Annotated in this window: 21 protein-coding genes; 5 read left to right on the top strand and 16 right to left on the bottom strand. The window is 61.7% G+C overall.

The features are described from left to right. Positions 1-3: 3 nt before the first annotated feature. The 4 genes from KY459_10970 to KY459_10955 all read right to left on the bottom strand — a co-directional run bounded on the left by KY459_10970 (position 4) and on the right by KY459_10955 (position 5,045). Positions 4-837, bottom strand: coding sequence for a hypothetical protein (locus tag KY459_10970; protein ID MBW3565237.1), 834 nt, complete (start codon positions 835-837; stop codon positions 4-6). Beyond that, positions 834-3,215 carry a cyclic nucleotide-binding domain-containing protein gene (locus KY459_10965; GenBank protein ID MBW3565236.1) on the bottom strand — a complete coding sequence of 794 codons (2,382 nt, stop codon included), beginning with the start codon at positions 3,213-3,215 and terminating at the stop codon, positions 834-836. Before KY459_10965 ends, KY459_10970 begins: the two co-directional genes overlap by 4 nt. Next, entirely contained in the window at positions 3,212-4,102 is an 891-nt protein-coding gene (locus KY459_10960; protein ID MBW3565235.1) for an FHA domain-containing protein, read from the bottom strand. The genes KY459_10965 and KY459_10960 overlap by 4 nt, the downstream gene beginning before the upstream one ends. Before the next feature lie 79 nt (positions 4,103-4,181). After that, the gene (locus KY459_10955; protein ID MBW3565234.1) at positions 4,182-5,045 is read right to left on the bottom strand and encodes a universal stress protein; all 864 of its coding nucleotides are present in this window, start codon (positions 5,043-5,045) and stop codon (positions 4,182-4,184) included. Positions 5,046-5,160: 115 nt separating this feature from the next. On the opposite strand from KY459_10955, the gene KY459_10950 reads away from it, so the two are divergent. Genes KY459_10950 through KY459_10940 form a run of 3 tightly spaced genes read left to right on the top strand, consistent with a single transcriptional unit; the run spans position 5,161 to position 7,519 of the window. Continuing rightward, positions 5,161-6,312: an aromatic ring-hydroxylating dioxygenase subunit alpha gene (locus KY459_10950; GenBank protein MBW3565233.1), complete on the top strand. Its 1,152-nt coding sequence runs from the start codon at positions 5,161-5,163 to the stop codon at positions 6,310-6,312. A gap of 2 nt (positions 6,313-6,314) precedes the next feature. After that, positions 6,315-6,965 (top strand): rhodanese-like domain-containing protein, encoded by a 651-nt coding sequence (locus KY459_10945; protein MBW3565232.1) that lies wholly within the window; start codon positions 6,315-6,317, stop codon positions 6,963-6,965. Further along, complete coding sequence (locus KY459_10940) at positions 6,962-7,519, top strand: DoxX family protein (GenBank protein ID MBW3565231.1); 558 nt, start codon at positions 6,962-6,964, stop codon at positions 7,517-7,519. Before KY459_10945 ends, KY459_10940 begins: the two co-directional genes overlap by 4 nt. 1 nt (position 7,520) lies before the next feature. Here KY459_10940 and KY459_10935 read toward each other — a convergent pair whose 3' ends face one another. Both KY459_10935 and KY459_10930 read right to left on the bottom strand, forming a co-directional pair. Continuing rightward, positions 7,521-7,799, bottom strand: coding sequence for a hypothetical protein (locus tag KY459_10935; protein MBW3565230.1), 279 nt, complete (start codon positions 7,797-7,799; stop codon positions 7,521-7,523). Then, on the bottom strand, positions 7,796-8,494 hold the full coding sequence (locus KY459_10930) for a hypothetical protein (GenBank protein ID MBW3565229.1): 699 nt from the start codon (positions 8,492-8,494) through the stop codon (positions 7,796-7,798). The genes KY459_10935 and KY459_10930 overlap by 4 nt, the downstream gene beginning before the upstream one ends. 313 nt (positions 8,495-8,807) lie before the next feature. On the opposite strand from KY459_10930, the gene KY459_10925 reads away from it, so the two are divergent. After that, positions 8,808-9,041 (top strand): hypothetical protein, encoded by a 234-nt coding sequence (locus KY459_10925; protein ID MBW3565228.1) that lies wholly within the window; start codon positions 8,808-8,810, stop codon positions 9,039-9,041. Then, positions 9,031-9,768 (top strand): hypothetical protein, encoded by a 738-nt coding sequence (locus KY459_10920; GenBank protein MBW3565227.1) that lies wholly within the window; start codon positions 9,031-9,033, stop codon positions 9,766-9,768. Before KY459_10925 ends, KY459_10920 begins: the two co-directional genes overlap by 11 nt. 4 nt (positions 9,769-9,772) lie before the next feature. Here the strand turns inward: KY459_10920 and KY459_10915 are convergent, their stop codons facing one another. The 10 genes from KY459_10915 to KY459_10870 form a co-directional block, all read right to left on the bottom strand. Next, on the bottom strand, positions 9,773-11,146 hold the full coding sequence (locus KY459_10915; protein ID MBW3565226.1) for a sigma-54 dependent transcriptional regulator: 1,374 nt from the start codon (positions 11,144-11,146) through the stop codon (positions 9,773-9,775). A gap of 2 nt (positions 11,147-11,148) precedes the next feature. Further along, positions 11,149-11,406 (bottom strand): hypothetical protein, encoded by a 258-nt coding sequence (locus KY459_10910; protein ID MBW3565225.1) that lies wholly within the window; start codon positions 11,404-11,406, stop codon positions 11,149-11,151. Between the two features lie 41 nt (positions 11,407-11,447). Then, positions 11,448-13,730: a FecR domain-containing protein gene (locus tag KY459_10905; protein MBW3565224.1), complete on the bottom strand. Its 2,283-nt coding sequence runs from the start codon at positions 13,728-13,730 to the stop codon at positions 11,448-11,450. Positions 13,731-13,881: 151 nt separating this feature from the next. Further along, on the bottom strand, positions 13,882-14,625 hold the full coding sequence (locus KY459_10900; protein ID MBW3565223.1) for a metallophosphatase family protein: 744 nt from the start codon (positions 14,623-14,625) through the stop codon (positions 13,882-13,884). Further along, positions 14,622-15,161 carry a shikimate kinase gene (locus KY459_10895; GenBank protein MBW3565222.1) on the bottom strand — a complete coding sequence of 180 codons (540 nt, stop codon included), beginning with the start codon at positions 15,159-15,161 and terminating at the stop codon, positions 14,622-14,624. The genes KY459_10900 and KY459_10895 overlap by 4 nt, the downstream gene beginning before the upstream one ends. A gap of 88 nt (positions 15,162-15,249) precedes the next feature. Beyond that, complete coding sequence (gene accC, locus KY459_10890; protein MBW3565221.1) at positions 15,250-16,581, bottom strand: acetyl-CoA carboxylase biotin carboxylase subunit; 1,332 nt, start codon at positions 16,579-16,581, stop codon at positions 15,250-15,252. Between the two features lie 12 nt (positions 16,582-16,593). Then, positions 16,594-17,082, bottom strand: coding sequence for an acetyl-CoA carboxylase biotin carboxyl carrier protein (gene accB / locus KY459_10885; protein MBW3565220.1), 489 nt, complete (start codon positions 17,080-17,082; stop codon positions 16,594-16,596). A 4-nt stretch (positions 17,083-17,086) separates the two neighbouring features. Then, complete coding sequence (locus KY459_10880) at positions 17,087-17,413, bottom strand: roadblock/LC7 domain-containing protein (GenBank protein MBW3565219.1); 327 nt, start codon at positions 17,411-17,413, stop codon at positions 17,087-17,089. 13 nt (positions 17,414-17,426) lie between these two features. After that, positions 17,427-18,281 (bottom strand): tetratricopeptide repeat protein, encoded by an 855-nt coding sequence (locus KY459_10875; protein MBW3565218.1) that lies wholly within the window; start codon positions 18,279-18,281, stop codon positions 17,427-17,429. 61 nt (positions 18,282-18,342) lie between these two features. Then, positions 18,343-20,265 (bottom strand): IPT/TIG domain-containing protein, encoded by a 1,923-nt coding sequence (locus KY459_10870; GenBank protein MBW3565217.1) that lies wholly within the window; start codon positions 20,263-20,265, stop codon positions 18,343-18,345. Positions 20,266-20,285: the final 20 nt, after the last annotated feature.

Genomic DNA, 20,285 nt, shown 5'->3' with positions numbered 1-20,285 from the left:
TCCCTACCATGGCACCGAAGCGTATCGAAGGGCGCCCCAGACGTGAGCGACGAGAAGCAACAGGAGAGCAATCGAGAGAGGGAGATGGATCAGCCGCCACACTTCCAGAAGATTGCGGTAGCGCTTCTGATCGCGCAACGTCGAATGGAGCTCTTTCTGCTGCCGGCTCAACAGGATCATCTGACGAAGCTCTCCCTGCTCACTCTTCGGGACGGATTCGACCAGATGCGACCAGGGGGGAGGACCCGTCCGGCCCGCTCTGCCGCGGAACATAAGAATCCATCCCGCCAACGGAGCGGGCCGCACTTCCCGCTCCATCGCCCGGTAGATCGCCTGAAACTTTTCGGATTTGTTCGATGCGACGCGCGACATCGACTTCGCGAGCTGATTGATCTGGTCCGAGATCGCGTCGCCCGGAAGATTCCCTTCGACCTCGGTCAGCGCTCGTGGAACCGTGCTGTAAAGCACCGCGCCGATGATTCCCGACACGGCGACGGCACCGAAGACCCAGAGCAACGCCACCGCAACGCGGTCCTGAAAACGGAATCCGGTGTGAAACGCCACGACGAGAATGCTGAGAACTCCAAGCCAGATGTGGGCCTGGAGCCAGCCTTCCAGCGTGCCGAGCCTCGAGCTGTACCACCGCCGTCGAACGCCGAAAAAAGCGAGGAGCAGCATCAGAAACAGACCGATCGTTCCGGTCACGAGTCCGAACGTGGTACCGCCATGGCGATAATCGACCTGCTGGGTGTGACGGATCCAGAAGATCACGAGGATCACCGTGCCGATGGCCGCCGCCCATCTCCAGGGAGCGCGGCTCCGCCGCTGCCGTCTCAATTCGCCCTCTTCCTCACTACGATTTCTTCGAGCGTCGACTTGTACTCGTTCGGCGTGAGGCGGATGGCCGCTCCGGTGGGACAGCTCCTGACACAGGCCGGTCCTCCCGCGATATCCCTGCAGAGGTCGCACTTGACCGCGACCGTCCGGTCGACGTCTTCGACATCCTCACCACTGAATAGCGACTTGACCCAACCCCAGACCGAGTCTCTCGGCGACTCCGGATGAACCATGAAAATGTTGCCGTACGGACAGTTGGATTCACAGTTCCCACACCCGATGCAGTTGCTCTTGATGTAAACCTCGCCCCGAGGATCTCTCGCGATCGCGTCGGGAGGACAGTCGATCATGCACATCGGGTTCTCGCACTGCCAGCAGGAGTTTGGCGCCAGGAGATTGTAGAACTTGATTCCGGTCAACGAGAGCCGTGCCTGTCCGTCGTCGTGGACCGCCTCGCATGCCTCGATGCAGTTGTTGCATCGGACGCATCGATACTCGTCGATCATGAGCGAGTCGGTTCCCATCACGATCTCTTCCCGGATGAGATCCTCGATGATGAAGCCGGTATCGGGGCTTGCTTCCGAGATCAGTCCCGCAATCCTTCGCTCCTCGAGCTTGCTCAGCGGGAGGTCGCGAAGCTCGGGGTTGGTCGAGATGAAGCGGTCGAATGCCGCTCGCGACAGACGAATCAGCTCGGTCGGAAAGATCGTCGTCACGGTGGCGCTCCGGGGCGCATCGGTCAGCAATGCGCCCTCGCCGAAGAAATTGCCCGCCACGAGATAGGCGAGGATGATCTCTCTCCCTCCCGCCATGCGGGAGATCTTCACCATCCCGTTGCGGATCAGATAGAAGGCGTCCGCCTCGTCTCCCTCGCTGAATACGACGTAGTCCTTCGGCCGCGATTCCAGCGACGATTCCGTCGCGAGCTGACCCAGAACCGCTCCCGGGGTTCCCGGAAAGAGGTAACCTCCGAGAGCGCGTATCAGAAATGCCTGATCGATCAGCGCTCCCACCTCGGGCGAGGTTCGAATCAGCTTCAGAATCGCCTTCCTCGGAATCGAGATGATGCGGGTTCTGTCCAGAGCGATCGCCGAGGCGCTTCGCCGCCGATTCGACAGCAGGCTCATCTCTCCGAAAAAGTTTCCAGCCGTCAGCGCAGCAACCGAATTGAGCACTCCATCGTCGGTTCGATGCACGATCTCGACGCGACCCGATTCGATGATCAGAAAATCGTTGGTGTAGTCGTCCTGCCGGATGATCTCGGATCCCGGCGAGTACTCCCTGACATCGGCCGTCAGGATCGTCTCGCGAAGCTGTTCCTCGCTGGCTGCTCCGAGAACCGGGATGCGCCTCTGCAACTCACGGAGCCGCTGTCTCACCGTACCGTCGAGGAATGGGATCCGCTCCCTGAGAACCGCTTCATCCGCCGGCTCCACCTCGCGGCCGGCCAGATGCTCGATGACCTCCCACGCCTGGTTCATCCCGAGCTTGATGAGGTCCCGCCCGCTGGCGGCTCCGATCAGGTAGAGGCCCGGCACCGACGTTTCGTAAACGTCGGAGAGGATTGGCCTGGCGTTGGGTCCCTTCCCGTTGTACTCGATGCCGATCGACTCGAAAAACTTTCTCGGTGCATCCGCGCCGATCTTGACGAAGAGAAGATCCGCCGGGATCGTGATGTTGTCACCGCGAACCGACAGATCCACCTCACCATCACGAACTTCAGCCACGTTTGCGCTGTAATACACCGAGATCGAGCCGTTCGTTGCCCGCGTGATGACCTCGCGTATCAGACTGTCTTTTGCCCGAACGATCTCAGGTCCGCGAACGACCAGGCTCACGCGATTCTCGTCCGCCAGCGCAATCGCGATCTCCACCGCCGAGTCACCCGCTCCGATGACGACGATGTCCTGATCATTGTGATCCGCCGGATCAACCAGGTGATAGAGCACCTGCGGCAGAGACTCTCCCTCGACTCCGAGCGTCCGCAATGAGCCCTGGGTTCCCATGGCGAGAATGACCGCACGCCCTCTCCACTCACCCAGTGGAGTCGACACGACGAACGTCTCCCCCTCCTTGCGGACGCCACGGACCTCCCCTCCCAGGTGGATGCGAAGCCCCAGATCGTCGATCATCTCGTACCAGCCCTCGAGGATCTGTTCGCGCGATCCCGCTTCGAAAGGAAGCTCGCCTCGAAGTGGAATCATTGATGGCTCGGCCATGACGTACTTCCTGGCCTGATATCGAAACAGCGTGTCGGAAAAGTGTTGCTCGCGCTCCAGAACCGCGTACGACAATCCATTGAGGTGAGCCTGTGTCGCGGCTGTCAGTCCGGCCGGGCCGGAGCCGACGATCAGAACGTCGTATACATCCTCATTCATGAGTTACCTTTCTGTTCCGCAGCGTGCTCGACCGCGCCGGAAGCATTCGTGTTCGTCACCGAATACACGAGATAAACCGTTCCGAGGCGAACCCGGTCGCCGTCCTTCAGCAGACGTTTGTCGACCTTCACGCCGTTGACGAACGTTCCGTTACGGCTCTTGAGATCTTCCAGCAGATACCCCTCCGGCAATCTCCGAACCTTCGCATGAGTCCCCGATACGCTCGGATGCTCGATCGCAACGCCGTTTTCCGCTTTACGGCCGAGGACGTATTCGTCGCCATCGAGAAGATGCGTGGTGCGGTCGGCATCCTCGAGCGTCAGACAGGCGACCCCGTCGAACCTGACCGGCGCGGACGTCGCGGAGTCTGCACCCCCTTCGATGACGACCAGCCCCCGTTCCAGAAGGCCGCGAAGAATCTCCATGGCCGCCTCGTCTCCCCCTTTGGTCACATCCTCGACGGTACGTTGTCCGTCGATCTTCATGAGGAGTCGCAGCTCGGCGCCGGAGACCTGAAGATCGTCATCATCCGGATCGACGGTGACGGAAGGAACGGCCGACAGCGGAGTCCCGGCTCGATCTCTCTCCATCTCCATCGCCTCACGCGCCAGGACCTCGAGGTCGACTTCGAGCCGCTCACCCTCGACATCCTCCGGCTCGGCGATTCTGGCCGAAAAGCGGCCCTCCCTCGTCGCGAGCAGCTCGACCAGTGACCTCCGGGCATCGGACTCGTCAACCTCGGAAGCTCTGACGATCTCCCCGCCCGACAACGCAATCGTCGAGTCGACGTTCTCGACCTCGATGACGGCGGACAGACCTTCCTCGATGAGACACCGAAGCGGACCGACAAGCCGAAGGGTTCCGAGGTCGCCTTCGAGAATGACCATAGTTGGAGATCCTAGCATTCCCTGAACGTCGGATGAAGTCCCAATCAGGATCTTTTTGCCTCTCCGGCGCCTGCGGCACTCACTCGTCCGGCGAGGGCGACATTACGGTCAGGACGGGACAGGGCGCATGGCGGGTCACCCGCTCGGTCGTCGTGCCCACTTCGAACGTATCCGCGAATCTCCGTCGCTGTGCCCCGAGTACGATCAGATCGACGCGTTGGGTTCGCGCATATTTCACGACTTCCTCCGCGGCCTTCCCGGAACGAGCGATGATCCTCACGCGGCACGCATCGAAAATATGCGGCGGAAGCCACTCCCGCAACTTCTGCACATGTTCGGCAACGTCGCCCGTCGATTCCGACTCGATGAGGTGCAGTGCGATCACTTCCGCACCGAGAAGCCTTCCCATCTCGGCGGCGAGGATCATCCCCATCTGCCCGATCGGAGTGAAGTTCACCGGGCAGAGGATCGTGAGGATCTCGTCCTTCTGAAGATCCCGGTCGAGGGGGACTGTGATCACCGGGAGATCGGTGGAGTGAAGCACGCCCTGGGCGACTGATCCGAGGAGGTACCGGATGCCCGGATGGTAGCCGTGGGTCCCGATCACGATCAGATCAGCCGACTCTTCTTCCGCCACTTCTGCAATCAGCTGAATGGGCGATCCGGTCGCAAGCCGGAGTTTCACGGTCGTCTGCTGAGGAAAGAGCTCCGAAGCGATGCGATCGAGCCTCGCCTCGGCTTCCTCCATCTGCGCCCCGGTTTCTCCTTCAATCCCGTCCCGCTCGCCCATCCCGTAGCCGAACCGGATCGGCTGGACCGCATGGAAGAGAACCACTTCCGCATCGACCGCTTCGGCAAGGTCGGAAGCGAACGCAACCGGAGCCATCGACTCGGCCGACAGCTCGCTCCCGACGAGAATCCGATTCAGCCTGAACTCACTCATCGAGAAGCCTCCCGGTCCGGATTTTCGCAGGCAGATTCACAGCAGGCCTTTGGCCTGAACATAACATGGAAACACCGCAGGTGGGCGCGATCCGGTGGTGGTGTATCCTCAACATGTGAGCTCCGCGCAATCGCATCAGCGTCTGAAAGCGCTCGATCATGAGTCGACGATCGCCTCATCGCTCTACACCAGCGCCGAGACGCTCGCCGTCGAGCAGGAACGGATCTTCGCCGGCACCTGGCAACTGATCGGCCGCGCCGACCAGCTCCCGGAGCCCGGGTCGTATTTCACGGCGATGGCGGGAAAGGAACCGGTTCTCGTCGTCCGGGATCGCAAGGATGAGCTCCGTGCAATGTCGAACGTCTGCCGGCATCGCGCGGGGCCGGTCTGTCGCGGCGCCGGCATCGCCCGCTCGTTTCAGTGCCGTTATCACGGCTGGATGTACGGCCTGGACGGCCGGCTGCTGGCAACCCCTGAAATGGATGGTGCCCGGGATTTCGACAAGGCGGACTTTTCCCTCCCCCGCTTCGAGCTCGAAGCCTGGCACGACCTGCTCTTTGCCCGTGCAGCAGGATCGGTACCTCCGCTCGCGGAGGTTCTCTCCGGTATCGACGAGGTTCTCGCCCCATTCGATCTGAGCGATTACTCCTGGACGGTTCGGAAGGACTGGACGATCGAATGCAACTGGAAGGTTTACGTCGACAACTATCTCGAGGGTTACCATATCCCGATCGTTCACCCGGCCCTCAACGAAGAGCTCGATTACGAGCGATACGAGGTCGAGACACGTCCCTGGTTTTCGCTCCAGCACGCGCCGATCAGGAACCCGAAACGCCTCCGAACCGGCGCCACCTCCAGCGAGGCGCGGTTCCTCTGGATCTTCCCGAACCTCATGATCAACGTCTATTCGGACAACTTCTCGACAAACCTGATCGTGCCACTCGGACCGGAGCGCACCCTGACGATCTTCGAATGGTATTTTCGCGACCAGGATGCAGAACGTATCGTCGCCGAGACCGTCGAATTCAGTGATGAGGTACAGCTGGAGGACATCCAGATCTGCGAAGACGTTCAGCGCGGTCTCCAGTCGAGTACCTATGATCGGGGTCGGTACTCGCCGAAACGGGAGAATGGAGTTCGCCACTTTCATTCTCTGTATCGAAGTGCCATGGGCATTGCGAGCAGCGACGCCGCTGTGAAACCGGATCGGATTGAAGGAAAAAATCGAGAGTCGGCAATTCGTCTGAACTGCCGCCATGAGGAATGAAGATGCGAAAATTCGGACTCGAAGCAATTACGATCATCGGAGCCGCAATCATCGTCGCGTTTCTGGCCAACGCGTTTGCGGATCGCGATCGAAAGGTCGCACTGATCGTCGACGACGGTCTTTCCGGCCGGCGGGTCGCAACCAGTGATCCGACCCTTCCCTCCTCGATCCAGGAGGAAACACCGGCGCCCTCCACCGTGGGGAGCGCTGAACCGCTCCCCACCGACACATCCGCGCCGATGAGCACCGCTCCGACTGTCTCGAAAGAAGAGATGCTCGAAAGGTTCCCCCCCACCGAGCAGCAACCTTTCGTCAACATTTCGCCAGAGGACGCGCGGTGGCTGCATGGACAGGGACGGGTTTTTCTCGACGCACGGCGGACTTCCGAATACGAAGCCGGTCACATCGCCGGGGCGAGGAACTTCGCCGTGTGGGAAGCCGATGTCAACGACAAGGTCCAGGCATTTGCCGAGGAAGGACACGACCCGGACCTGCCGATCGTCATTTACTGTTCGGGTGGCGACTGTCAGGACTCCCAGATGCTCGCCCAGAAGCTCTGGGGCCTTTTCTACAACAATCTTCTCGTCTACGAGGGGGGGTATCCGGACTGGGTCGGCAACGGTGGCCCCGTTCGGTCGGGGCCGAATCCGTGAAAACCCAATACCGATCCTTCGATGACATCGTCTCACACCCCTGGCTGACGATCAGACTCCAGATCGCGCTGGGCGCAGTCTTCGTGATGGCTGCTCTTCCGAAGATCATCGACCCTCCGACCTTCGCCCACATGATCTACAACTACAAAATCCTTCCGCTCGGTCTCGTGAACATCGCGGCACTCGTGCTCCCGTGGGTCGAGCTCATCATCGGGATCGCGCTGATCCTCGGTATGTGGCGGGGCACGGCCATCACGTTCGTCATCGGTCTGCTCGTCATCTTCATCCTGGCCATCGGATACAACCTGCTGATCGGTAACGCGATCGACTGCGGATGCTTCGACCCGGCGGCATCGGGACTGAGCGACGAGGAGAAGCTTTCCGACATGGTCTGGACCATCATCCGGGATCTCTTCCTTCTCGCGATGGCGGTTCAGGTTCTGATCGGCTGGCTTCGTGAGAGACGACTTCTGAACGGAGGGCCGTCACCGTTTCATCTGGCCGGGCCCCCGACTCGATCGATGGAGCCGGCTCCAACCGCAGAGAATCCGTAAGCTACTTCGCGGCGTGATAGGCGCTCGCGTAACGTCTCGAGAGATCCGGATCCTCGGTGACCCTTCTCACCTCCTGCTCGAATTCCTCCGGGGTCAGCCCGGCGTCCGCGAGGATCGATTCCGCTGAAGCGGGATCAGCCTCGACTGCCGAGCCGATCTCGGCGAGCTGTTCGGGTGTGTAGGCGTCCGCCGAAGCCTGAGCCGATTCCGTCGCGGCGTCATCGCTGCATCCCACGGCGACGGGAATTGCCAGAATCAGAAGAATCGCGAGCGTTCTCATCGGTTTCCGTCCTTCTTCTTTCCCTTAGCTTTGCCTTTACCTGGATTGTGGTCGCGGGCCTTGTTCGCCCTCTCTTTTCCGGGATTCCCGTCGTCTCGATCCCGGCCGGCGTTCTGGTCCCTCGCTTTGCCCGGAGGGACTGGTTTGTCTTCAGCGTTCACCGGCCGAGCCCGGTTCGACGGATGTTCGCCGTGGACGACTTCGGCCCCGGTCTGGACACCGATCTGTTTCTTCACCTGCCCGGGAGGCCCTCCATGCGGATGAGCTCGATCGACCACGACGGGAGGAAGGATCGCCCTCGACCGGATTGGTTCGGGAGCTTCGACCCGGATCGTCGTTGCTCCGGATTCCACGAGACGATTCCCGAGCACCGTTGCCAGCGCATCTCCGTCGGAGCTTCGCCTCGATTCCGTCTCCACGAACGCGATGAAATCCGGAGCCGCCTCGGGATCCAGCAGGACCACCGGGACGTATCGGATGATCTCCACGAACTTCGTCGGAGCGACATTCGCGTCATTCAGTGCATAAACCAGCGTCAGCAGATCCTCCGTGTCGATGTCGGTCAAATCCGCCACCGCCGCAACCGCCAGCGGCATGGCGACCGTTGCAAGGATCTCCTCGGTGTCGAGCGCCGAGGCGGTCGAGGACCAGAACATCAGAACGGCGCCGAAAGCGCCTGAGAGCAGCTTCTTCATCGGTGCACCTCCATCGACCGGAGAGTCTGCAATCCGTGATCCCACCTGGCCGGCGGAGGGGGGATCGGGGGTCGGGGTCCGGGTCGGACACGTCGGACATCCTGACCCGACACCCGGCGGCTGGAAACATATCTCGCCCACCCACAGCGATCTGTCGCTTCTCCGGGGCTGTTTTCTTTTCCCTTTCACGACCCGGGGTTCCGCGGCTTCGCCGCTCAACCCCGCGACCGCGCCACGCACGATCATCGAGCGGAGGCGACAGGATCTCGCCTGGCTCGGGCCCCTGGCTGTGATTTCGCACCCGGCAAAGGCGATGAGCGATCCGATCCCCACCTCGAAAGACGTCGTTCGCCATCTCAACGAGCAATTCGAAAAGCGGGGGCTCCCTTACCGGATCGAGCACATCGCCGTATTGCCGTACCTCAATCCGATGTGGATGGCGAACTGGGAAGTCCCACAACTCGCCGACAAACCGGAGCGGGAGATCATCGAGGAGGAAATCCGCGAGGCTCGCTGGAAGTTTCCACAAGTACTCGATGAGATCTGAACGCGCCACGGGCACCGTACTGCTCCTTCTGCCGTTGATCCTCGCGGCGTTGTTCGTCGCTCTGCCGGCCACGTCCCAGCCCTCGTCCTCAGGCGCAATTCGGGACTACGCCCTCGAGCTGGACATCCGCCCGATCGGGGACTCACAGATCCTCGACAAACTGGGAAAAGCGCGGCTGACAGTCTTCCCGCAGGGCGTTCATTTCGACTCGGCCTGGCTCGACGGCTATTCGAAAAGGGGCTCGAAGAACGTGATTCTGATCAAGCCGATCGCACGACTCTATGCGTTGATGCCGCTCGACGGGTTTCGGCACGTCGTTCGCGGCATGGCGAACGAGTCGGGGGAGTTGATTCCGAACCTGCAGAAGCTGACAGTCGAGCGTCCCGTGGCGGGTCGCATCAACCGGCTCCCGGCCGAGCGGCACCGGATCCGGCTCAGCGAGAAAGCCTGGATCGACGTCTGGATCTCCACGACGATTCCCGAAAACTCCCAGCTTCGTGTTCTCCAGCGCGAGATCCTGGGCGCGATCTCCAACCAGGCGGCTCCGCTCGCCGACCAGATCCGAGGCGTCCCTCTGTTCATTCAGATGAATAGCCCGGATCATCCGAACGAAACGATTCTGGCGGTTCGGGCACTTCGGCGGAGTTCTGCTGGCTCAGGCAAGATGCTCCAGGTCGGTCCCTTCTATCTCAGAGCATCGGCGGCCGAGAGACTCTGGCGCGACTGAGCCGTCAGTCGAGGCCGTAGTCCCTGATTCTCGCGAGGAGCGTGCGGTAGGCAATTCCGAGAGTTTCCGCAGCGGCCTTCCGGTCCTCGTTTCGCTTCAACGTCTCCTCGATTGCAAGTCGCTCCACCTGCTCGGCCGCGCGTGCGACACGGTCCGGCAGAGGGAGGTCCATCGAAGCGATCTCCGTAAGGCTTCGAGCCCGATCCCCATCCGCGAGATCGAGCCCGAGATCTTCCGCGGTGATCTCAGTTCCTTCGGCGAGGATGAGGGCGCGCTCGAGCCGGTTCTGGAGCTCACGGATGTTGCCTGGCCAGCGATACCGTTTGATTGCCTCACCGGCACTCTCGGCAAGCGTCAGGGGCTTTCGGACACCGGTCCGAGTCCGGTTTTCGATGAAGTGCCGTGCGATCTGAATGACGTCCCCCCCTCGCTCCCGCAACGGGGGTATCTCGAGGGAAATGACGTTGATCCTGTAAAAGAGGTCGCGGCGAAACCTCCCCTCCTCGACGGCCGACTCCAGATCAGCGTTGGTGGCGCAGACGATTCTGACATCGACCTCGATTCTCCGCGTACCGCCGACGCGCTCGAATGCCCTCTCCTCGAGCACCCTGAGGATCTTGGCCTGCACGGGAGGCCCGAGATCTCCGATCTCATCGAGGAAGATGGTCCCTCGATGAGCGAGCTCGAACTTCCCCATCTGCCTGGAGGCCGCTCCGGTATACGCGCCTTTCTCGTGTCCGAACAGCTCATTCTCGATCAGGGTCTCGGGGATCGCCGCGCAGTTGATCGCCACGAACGGCTCGTCTGCACGCGCCGACAATGCATGGATCGCGCGCGCAAAAAGCTCCTTGCCGGTTCCCGTTTCGCCTCGTAGCAGAACGGTCGCATCGCTCGCCGCCATTTTTCGGGCGCGATCCAAAGCCTCCCGGATTGCGGGAGACTCCCCGACGATCGTCGGCATTCCCTTCCGCGTTCCGACCTCTTCGCGGAGCAGGATGTTTTCCCGCGAGAGCTTGCGATGCTCGATGCACCGTCGGATCAGGAGAATCAGATGGTCCAGATCCACCGGCTTCTGAAGAAACTCGAACGCACCGAGCTTCATCGCTTCCACGGCGCTCTCCACCGTGCCGAATCCGGTCATCACCACGACCGGACAGAGAGGATCGGCCCCCTTGACCGCTTCCAGAACCTCCAGTCCGTCGGCTCCCGGCATCCGGAGATCGGTCAGAACCACCGAGTAGCGACGACCCGACTCAATCCGTCGAATCGCACTCGATCCTCCGCTCGCATGATCGACCGACCACCCCTCTTCCGCAAAAGCCTCGCGAAGCATCTCGGCGAGCGACGCGCGGTCTTCCGCCAGAAGAATCGTCTCCATCGTCAGGAGGTCCGCCTGCGGGTCCGGCCGATCGCATCCCGACCGGCCAGGATCAGGATGATCTCCCGCGCTGCGAATACGAAATGGAGAAAGCCGAACCCCGATACCACTCCCCGAAGGATGGGGCTCGAGCTGAGACCCTCGATCCACCACACAGCGTTCAGCAGAGGCGTGACCGACCAGAACCGCGTCCACGGTGCAATGAGGAAAAAGAGTCCGGCCTCGAAGAGGTAGACGATGAGCAGAAGCCGAAGGGCCACGATCCCATTCTAGACTACGGCCACAACTCGCGAACGCTCCCTCAGCGATCGTCCGGTTTGGATCTCCGCGACACTCTGCCCGACGAAGAGCTCGAGGATTTCGAGGAGGAAGAGGATCGAGTCGAGCTCGATGATCTATCCCCTGAGGATGAGCTCCGAGTCGATGACGACGAGCTCCGAGTCGATGACGACGAGCTCCGAGTCGATGACGACGAGCTCCGCTCTGGCCTCGACACGCTTCGGCTCCGCGTCGGACTCGTCGCTCGCGGCGCGCTCGTCCTGGTCGAACGGTCCGGACTCGTCGTACGTACCGGTGTCCGATCCGGGGTCGTCGTTCGGACCGGTGTCCGATCCGGAGTAGCACGCACCGGAGCTCGATCCGGGGTCCTCGTTCGCACCGGCGTCCGATCCGGGGTCCTCGTTCTCGCCGGCGTCCGATCCGCCTCGGGACTGCTCGCGGCGGGCCTTCGTCGCCAGTCGTCCGATGCCGGAGCCCTTCGAGTGGTCTGATCGGAACCCTCGGACGACCGCGTTGCACGACGGCGCGACTCCCGCGCCGACTCGATCGAATCGATCACCCGGCGCGGAACCGCCAGCTGTCTGGGAGTTTCGCCCGCGTTGGAACGACTGTCCGGTTCCGTCACCCGCTGGCGAGTCGGACGCTCTGGCGTCACGGTCGCCGGACGCTCGGGCGTCACGATCGCCGGACGCTCAGGTGTCACGGGCGCCGGTCGCTCAGGCGCCGGTCGCGAGATGGCTCCTCGCCTCGATTCGTCGACACTTCCCGACACGTTTCGAGCCGGCGTCCGCGTGATCCGATCCGATGTTTCCCCGGACCCGGAGGGTACGCGCCGCTGAATCGAAGGACCTCTCACCCCTCCGGATGACGGAGTCGTCGCGGTCTCGCCGGCGGTTCGCGGCGAGTCGCTCGCTCGCGGCGTCGCTCGATCCAACGCTCGCGCGATCCGGTCCCGATCGGATTCTGGCAGATCGGGGTCACGCCGGAAAAACCGAGTTACATCCGACGTGGGCCCCGATCCGACAGTGCCGGTACCCCCTCCAACCGTGCGACGAGCGATCCGCTCGACCGCCTCGGCCGGATTCCTCAAGTCTTCTTCACCGAGTCGCGGGTTGCCACCGGTGAACGTGGCGCCCCTCCCATCCCGCTGCAGACGCTCACGAATCGCATCGGTCGTCAATGCAGCGCGATCGACTCGCGTCGACACCAGATGATCCGGTCGTACCAGAGTCCACTGATTCAGATCCCCATCGGAGACGTGAACGCGACCCCAGACGTCAAATCCGATACCGACCGAAATCCTCCGACCGCGGTTGAATGCCCAGCCGAAATATGGCTGGAAACAGTCGTAGTAGCCCCTCGGTGCCCAACCGACGTAGCTCGGTCCCCACAGCCAGTAAACCCAGGCGTGCGAATAGCGGTTGCCCGGGATCCAGACCCAACCGTAGAGCGGGCTGTGGGCCCACGACCCGTAGTGATACGGCACCCAGCCCCAGGGCTCGGACGATACCCAGACCAGCCCACCTCGTCGCCCGCGGTGCCAGTATCCGCTGTAATACGGCCGCCATCCGACCGACACCGTCGGCCGCCACACCCAGTTGCTGTACTCGTGGACGTACACCCAGCGTCCATACGCATCGAGAAGGGGATCCGCATAGGCCAGACGGTCGCCGAGATATCGCGAGGAGCGTCGACCATCATCGTTCCGACGCATGTACCACCGCTCAAAATCGTCCATGCCGTCGCGCGCGAGCCCCGCCTCATCGTAGATTCCCCGTTCATCCACCCTGATCCGCTCCCCCGTGCGAACCTGATAACGCCCGGTCGGAAGACTCAGATTAACGATCCCTCCGATTACGGCAACGGAATCGCCCCGATCCGAAGTCTCGACCGCAAGAATGCCGGAGTCATCGAGTCGATACGTCGCGAATCGCGTATCGAGCCTCACCGGCTCCGATCGTCGGCCGGTCTGGTGAAGGAGAACCTTGCCGAAAGTCAGCCCGATGATCGTCTCGTCGCTCTCCATCTCGTAGTCGCCGAGCACCGACACGAGGTCGACCACGGTATCGCGGTCCACGGCCAGAACGTTGCCGTCCGAAAGCCTCACTTCGACTCTCCCCCGAGCGGAGGTGGCGAGGCGGTCTCCGGAAAACAGGGGCGTATTGACACCGACTTCGATGTCACGTCCATCCTCCCCGCTGACAATCGTCCCACCCACGTCGTAAGCGATGAAGGACTGATGGCGATCGTCATCAGCCCAGAGAGGGGATGTGAGCGCGAGCAGAACCAGAGTAAGACGTTTCATTTGAGCCTCCACCGGTGCTGGAGATATTGCGGTGTGAATGCCAGCATGCCGTCCGCTTTAAAGCGCTGATTTCATGCCGCTTAGCGTCCTACAGAAGCTCGGGGCACTCCTGTTCGACCTCATCCGGTGACAGCCGTGTCCACGATCGAGGTCAGAACCCCGACCGCAGCCGGCGGCCCAGAATCTCGGGGAGCCCGGCACAACAGATCGCGTCGATGGCCCCTGCGATGTCATAGTCGGCACGCATGAATCGGAAGGTCGATCGTTTCGAATTCCAAAGTCCGAAAGCCGCCCGGGTGTCTCGGTCGCGCGGCTGTCCGACTGAACCGGGATTGACTAGGTAACGAATGCCCGGCTCCATTCTCAGCGTCATCCCGGCTTCCGCCAACTCCCCCGAGATGTCTCCACGCTGATCGAGTCGAAAGATCGAGGGAAGATGCGTGTGGCCGAAAAGGACGAGCTTGTGTGGATAGGCCGAAAAGATCCGCATCGCCTGAACCTCGCTGAGAAGGTACTCGTCCTCGTCGTCCGGAGTTCCATGACAGAGCAGAGTGCCATCACCGAGATCGACGGGACCGACGACGAAATTGCGCAGCCGGTTCCGTCCGTCGCGGCTGAGCTTCTCACGACTCCAGAGTATCGCTTGCCTGGCCGCAGGATTGAACTCGTCAGGCTCTCCCTCCCCCGAGGCCACGCGGTCATGATTTCCCCGCACGTAGATCTTGGTTCTTCGCTGACGCTGCAACGTGTCGAGCACCTGGTTCGGGTTCGCGCCGTAACCGACGACGTCCCCCAGACTGATGATGCGGGCGACTCCCTTTCTCTGAACCGTGCGCAGGACCGCCTCCAGCGCCTCCAGATTCGCATGAACGTCGCTGATCACCAGCGTTCTCAAAGAAAGGATTCTCCGAAATCCCCGGGGTTGTGCTCTCCTGACCGCCTGAGTCTGTTCAGAATGCGATCCGCGACCTCTCTCGGCGTTTCCTCTTCCCTCACCTCGATCGCGAGCGATGCCTGGCGATAGTGCTCGATCCTGCTGTTGAAGAGGCGGTGGAGCGCCATTTCATCGGTGAACATCGGCCGCTCTGCCGAAGAACGGCTGATCCGTTCCCTCAGGATCGAATAAGGAAGCGAAAGGTAGACGCTGATTCCGACGCGGTCGATCAGAGCGACATTCTCACGGAAGGTGTAGGTACCGCCGCCGGTCGCGATGACAGCGGACTCGAGGTGCGCGGTGAGTGCGAGGATGTCGCTCTCACGCTTCCGGAAATACGGCTCTCCCTGTTCCGCAAAGATGTCGCGTATCGACATCTTTTCGGCTCCCTCGACGAGCTCGTCCAGATCGAGAAACGGGACCTTCATGCGCTCCGCAAGGACACTCCCCACGGTTGTCTTGCCCGCTCCCATGAATCCTACGAGATAAACTCTCACAAGGTCTCTCCAGGGTCAAAGGACGAGCATCGTGCCGCGCTGGATCAGGCAGCCCGAATCCATACAAAAGGTGGAGGCCATCGCGGACTCACTCAAAGAGCTCCTCCATGAAGCGCGTCGAAAAATCGCCCTTCCTGAACTTCTCGTTCGCGAGGATTCTGAGGTGCAGAGGAATGAGAGTCTTGACGCCTTCGATCGTGAAGAGCTCGAGCGCTCGCACACCGCGCGCAATCGCTTCATCCCTGTCGCGACCGTGAACGATGAGCTTTCCGATCATCGAGTCATAGTGGGGAGGAATCACGTAATCGCGATAGACCGCGGAATCGACTCGGACCCCAGGACCGCCCGGCGGATGGTACGTCGTGATCTTCCCTGGCTGCGGTCCGAAAGTCTCGGGGTCTTCCGCATTGATGCGAAACTCGATCGCATGACCGCGAAGCTCGAGCTCCTCCGGGATGGCCATCGGTTCGCCCGATGCGACTCGGATCTGCTCCTTGACCAGATCGATTCCCGTGACCGCCTCGGTTACCGGATGCTCGACCTGGATACGGGTGTTCATCTCCATGAAATAGAAGTCGGTACCGTCGAACAGAAATTCGATCGTTCCTGCGTTCTCGTATTCGACCGCGCGGGCGAGCTCGATCGCGGCCTTCCCCATTCGCTCCCGCATTTCAGGCCCGATGACCGGCGAGGGGGACTCTTCCAGCAGCTTCTGGTGGCGCCTCTGGATGGAGCACTCCCGTTCACCCAGATGAACGATTCGTCCGGTCGAGTCACCCATGATCTGGATTTCGATGTGTCTCGGGCGTTCCAGAAACTTCTCCATATAGACATCTGCATCGCCAAAGGCCCGTTCCGCCTCGTTGCGGGCGGTCTCGAACGCACGCAGCAGCTCCTCGTTGGATCTGCAGATGCGCATGCCGCGGCCCCCTCCACCGGCAGAGGCCTTCAGAATCACGGGAAAACCGATCGCGCTCGCGAGCTCGACCGCATCCGCCGACGTTCGAACCGGTCCGTCGCTTCCGGGCAGAATGGGCACCCCCGCCGCCTTGGCGGCGTCGCGCGCATTCGCCTTGTTCCCCATCAGCTGGATCGCCCTCGGCGACGGGCCGATGAACTTCATTCCGCACTCGCCGACGATCTCGGCGAAGTGAACGTTTTCCGCCAGAAAGCCGTAGCCGGGATGGACCGCGTCCGCTCCCGAGATTTCGGCCGCGGCGATGATGCTCGAAATGTTCAGGTAACTCTGTCGCGAGGGAGCGGGACCGATACAGACATCGTCATCCGCATACTTGACGTGCAGGGAATCGCGATCGGCTTCCGAGTGGACGGCAACGGTGGAAATGCCCATCTCCTTGCACGCCAGGATGATTCGCAGAGCGATCTCGCCCCGATTTGCAATGAGGACTTTCTGGATCACCGAGGGCCGTCCTCAGCGCCGTAACGCAAAGAGCTTCTCGCCGTACTCGATCGGTTGACCGTTCTCTGGATAGATTTTCTCGATGACACCGTCGGAGTCGCTCTCGATCTCGTTGAACAGCTTCATCGCCTCGATGATACAGAGAACGGCGCCTCGGGTAACCCTGTCGCCCTGCTTCACGAGGGGCTCCGACTCCGGGTTGGCGGATCGATAGAATGTCCCAACGATCGGGGACGTAATCACGTGCCACGACTCGTCATCCCCTGCTTCCTGAGCGGACTGGTCTGTCTCACCCGTCCCTGAGGAGGGCATCGGAGCCGCCATCGCCGGTGAGGTCGCTGTGGCTGCCATAGGCGCGATCGTGGCCTCACCGCGCGGCTCCGGACTGCTTCTCTCGATCCGGATTCGCACTCCTCCCGTCTCGATCTCGACCAGAGTCATCCCCTTTTCCGAGATCTTGTCGATAAGTTGCAGAATCTCCTGATAGCTCAATAGTGCCACGTCATCACACCAGTTCGTCAGCGAGAGCGTGCCGGACTTTTTTCATTTCGAATCTCGCCTTTCCGTGACTTCCTTCCGGGGACATTACCACCAAAACGTAATACTCCTCCGTCACTCTCGACAGATACATGGCGTACTTCTCGGTCATGAGCATCAGTTGAGCCAGAACGCCGATATCCATGCCGGTGTTGGTGACCTGCACGCTCCGAAAGGCGCTGGTCAGCTCCGCGGCGATGTGGTCGAGAGGCACACCACCCGGATTCGTCGACGCAACCGGGATTCCGTCGAGATCGGTCAATGACGAGGCGAGCGCCCCAGGTACGCTGTCCACCAACCGCCGAAGTTCATCCTCGAACACTCTGGTCAGCCCGTCCTTTCATTTTCGCCAGCCACTCCTCCAGACGCTGGGTGCGCGCGTCGTCTCGCGCGGGCTCGCCTGCCGATGGCCTCGCCGAGTCTTCCAGCCCCGTTCCTGATTCCAGTTCCGCCTGACCTCCCTTCGCCTTCAGATCCTCATGGTCCATCCGCTGAAGACGTGCCTCGGCTCGATCGTTCGCCGGTTGTCTCTCCAGAACGCTCCGGTACGTCTCTCGCGCCTCGTCGGGGTGTCCCTGACTGGCATAGAGATCGCCCATGGTGACCGTTGAGTCCTCTGTCGCGGCGGATTCCGAGTCCGCGGTATCGGAGCTCGTTCCCGACGCATCGACCGCTTCTTCGGCATCCGCATCGCCAACGACTGGCTCCGCGGGCACCGTCGCCTCGGATGCCGTGGGTTGATCTTCTTTCAGCCGCTTTTCAAGGATCTCGATCCGTTCATGGACTTCTTCGTCCTGCGGATGGAGCGCCCGTACGAGCTTGTATCGCTTGACCGCTTCGAGATTCGAGCCGACTTCAAAATGAGCGTCGGCAAGGAGCCGGGCAGTGACTACGTTGTGGGGATCCTTCGTGAGAGCCTTTTCGAACACCTGGATACCTTCGGCGAACTTCCCCTGCCCCACGAGCACCCTCCCGAGGCTGAGCAATCCGGAGAGGTATTCAGGGTGATGCTCGATCCCGCCTCGCAGGACTTCCTCGGCGTCCTCGAAGCGCTCGAGCTTCCGGAGCTCCTCCGCGAGCTGGTAGAAAACGCGCGAAGACGGGTCAGCGGAGAGTTTCGCCCGGAGCGCCTGGATTCGGGGAGTGTCTTCAGCCTTGGCCATAAGTACAAAGGGGATGGCCGCCACAAAAGGACGGCCATCCCCGATTCTATCCGAAAGCTCGTCAGATTCCGTTGCCGGAAACCGTGACGGTCACGGCTCCCGCGGATGTCTGGAAGGTCACCGTACCGGTCGACGCGCCGGCCGCCGCCGGAGTGAACGTGATCGTGTAGTCAGCCGATTGACCCGCCGTCAGCGACGCCGGGAACGGTCCCGCCGTCACCGCGTAATCGGGATTGCTGCTCGAGGCTCCAGTGACGCTGAGAGTTCCGCCACCGGCGTTGCTCACCGTGACGACTCGATCCGCCGAAGCACCGACCGCGACATCGCCGTACGCCACCGCGGTCGGACTGACCACGGCTACCGGCGGCTCGACGCACTCCGTGCTGGGAGGCGTGACGGTGAGAGCACCAGGCAGACTGTCGGTGCAGGTCGTCGTGACATTGATGAAGGTCACGTCGAAGGCGGTCGGAATCTCCCGAGTCCCGTTGACGCCACACTCCTCCTCCTCGAAGTCGAGGTTGGTCGGAACGGTCACGCTGTATCGGAAGAGGTCCGGACCGATCTGGACTCCCGCTGTGGGGATCACCGTCTGACCGCCGATCTCGAACCTCACGCTGCCGGGGCCGGGGTTTGCGACCGTGATCTGGATGGTTCCGCCCGCAGTGCTCGAGCTGGGCGAAATTGACGTAATGCTGGGGTTGACGAACACGAACTGGAACTCGGGCCCTTCTGCCGAGTTACCATCTTCGAGATTCGTCACGGTGGTCGGACCGCTCACGGTGCCACCGCATGCCGGTAGGGGAGCTCCTGTGATCGCGACGATCTCGGTTCCCGAGACCTTGATCGGCTGTGCTCCGATCCCGCCGATCGTGACGGCGACCGGGTCGTCGAATCCCCAACCGAAAATGGTGACTTCCGTTCCACCTGAACCGGAACCGACTCCCGGCGAAATGCCGGTGATCACCATTTCAGGTCCGTAACGGAATGCAGGCGACAAAGTCGCCGAGGTGTTCGAGGCGACGTTCGTGACGCGGATCGGAACTTCGCTGTTCGCCAGCGCGCTTCCCAAACCGAGCGCAGGAGGCGTCAGGACGATGATCTCGTTGAATGTGACCTGCTGAACCGCTGCTTCCACTCCGATGCCCGTTCCGAAGAATACGCGAACCGGTGCCTGGAAGCCTTCACCGATGATGCTCACGCGGGTGTTCCCCTCGTTCGGACCGGACGAAGGAGTCACGCTGAAGAGATTGGGCGTCAGAATCTGACGCTCATAACGGAACCTCTGTGCGGCGGTGACGCTTGCCTCATCGTCCGTGCCGACGCCGCTGATGACGGTGATCTGCACTTCCTGAAACTGAGTGTCGAGTGGGAGATCGATCCTCGGTGCCACGACCCTGATCTCGGTCTCGGTCACCGAGACGACTGTCGCTTCGCGGTTGCCGAAGAGTACCCGAACTGGTGCCTGGAAGTTGGTACCGTTGATCGTGATGATCTCGCCGCCTTCGGGACTTCCCGTCGTCGGGGAGATGGAGTTGATCGTCGGGCCTCCATTGGTCGGCGGGGGACCGGTTCCCTGAGCCCTGAAGGTGACTCCCGTCGTGGCGACTGCAGACCCGACGCGGGCCCGTACCGTCGCCGAGCCGGGTTGGCTCGAGGTCAGCGTGACCGTTGCCTTCCCTTCATCGGTGATCTTGACGGTCGTCGCCGTCCCGGTCTCGGAGAAAATGCCGAGAGTCGTCGAAAATTCGACAGCGGTACCGTCGACGGCCGGCTGACCGTTCTGGGTCACTGTCGCGATGATCGTCGAGGTGGAGTTGACGAGCGGATCGTCGTTCGAAGCCTCGATGGCCACGGTCACTGCCTGGGCTCCTCCGCCCCCGGGACCGCCACCGCCCGGAGGGGGCGCAGTCGGCGAATCTCCCGAACAGGCCGCGACCAGCAGGAGCATGAGCACCGCGATTGCCTTGACTGTCCTTCTATCCATTGTTTCCCCCGTCATTTCCA

This window comes from Acidobacteriota bacterium, from assembly GCA_019347945.1.
GTDB lineage: Bacteria > Acidobacteriota > Thermoanaerobaculia > Gp7-AA8 > JAHWKK01 > JAHWKK01.
The sequence above is the reverse complement of the archived record's forward strand: the minus strand, read 5'-3'. Positions and strand labels throughout refer to the sequence as shown.

Bases quoted from the DNA above. Each gene is read 5' to 3' on its own strand.
- KY459_10965 (MBW3565236.1), bottom strand. From the start codon at position 3,215: ATGAATGAGGATGTATACGACGTTCTGATCGTCGGCTCCGGCCCGGCC.
- KY459_10960 (MBW3565235.1), bottom strand. From the start codon at position 4,102: ATGGTCATTCTCGAAGGCGACCTCGGAACCCTTCGGCTTGTCGGTCCG.
- KY459_10955 (MBW3565234.1), bottom strand. From the start codon at position 5,045: ATGAGTGAGTTCAGGCTGAATCGGATTCTCGTCGGGAGCGAGCTGTCG.
- KY459_10945 (MBW3565232.1), top strand. From the start codon at position 6,315: ATGCGAAAATTCGGACTCGAAGCAATTACGATCATCGGAGCCGCAATC.
- KY459_10935 (MBW3565230.1), bottom strand. From the start codon at position 7,799: ATGAGAACGCTCGCGATTCTTCTGATTCTGGCAATTCCCGTCGCCGTG.
- KY459_10930 (MBW3565229.1), bottom strand. From the start codon at position 8,494: ATGAAGAAGCTGCTCTCAGGCGCTTTCGGCGCCGTTCTGATGTTCTGG.
- KY459_10925 (MBW3565228.1), top strand. From the start codon at position 8,808: ATGAGCGATCCGATCCCCACCTCGAAAGACGTCGTTCGCCATCTCAAC.
- KY459_10920 (MBW3565227.1), top strand. From the start codon at position 9,031: ATGAGATCTGAACGCGCCACGGGCACCGTACTGCTCCTTCTGCCGTTG.
- KY459_10915 (MBW3565226.1), bottom strand. From the start codon at position 11,146: ATGGAGACGATTCTTCTGGCGGAAGACCGCGCGTCGCTCGCCGAGATG.
- KY459_10905 (MBW3565224.1), bottom strand. From the start codon at position 13,730: ATGAAACGTCTTACTCTGGTTCTGCTCGCGCTCACATCCCCTCTCTGG.
- KY459_10875 (MBW3565218.1), bottom strand. From the start codon at position 18,281: ATGGCCAAGGCTGAAGACACTCCCCGAATCCAGGCGCTCCGGGCGAAA.
- KY459_10870 (MBW3565217.1), bottom strand. From the start codon at position 20,265: ATGGATAGAAGGACAGTCAAGGCAATCGCGGTGCTCATGCTCCTGCTG.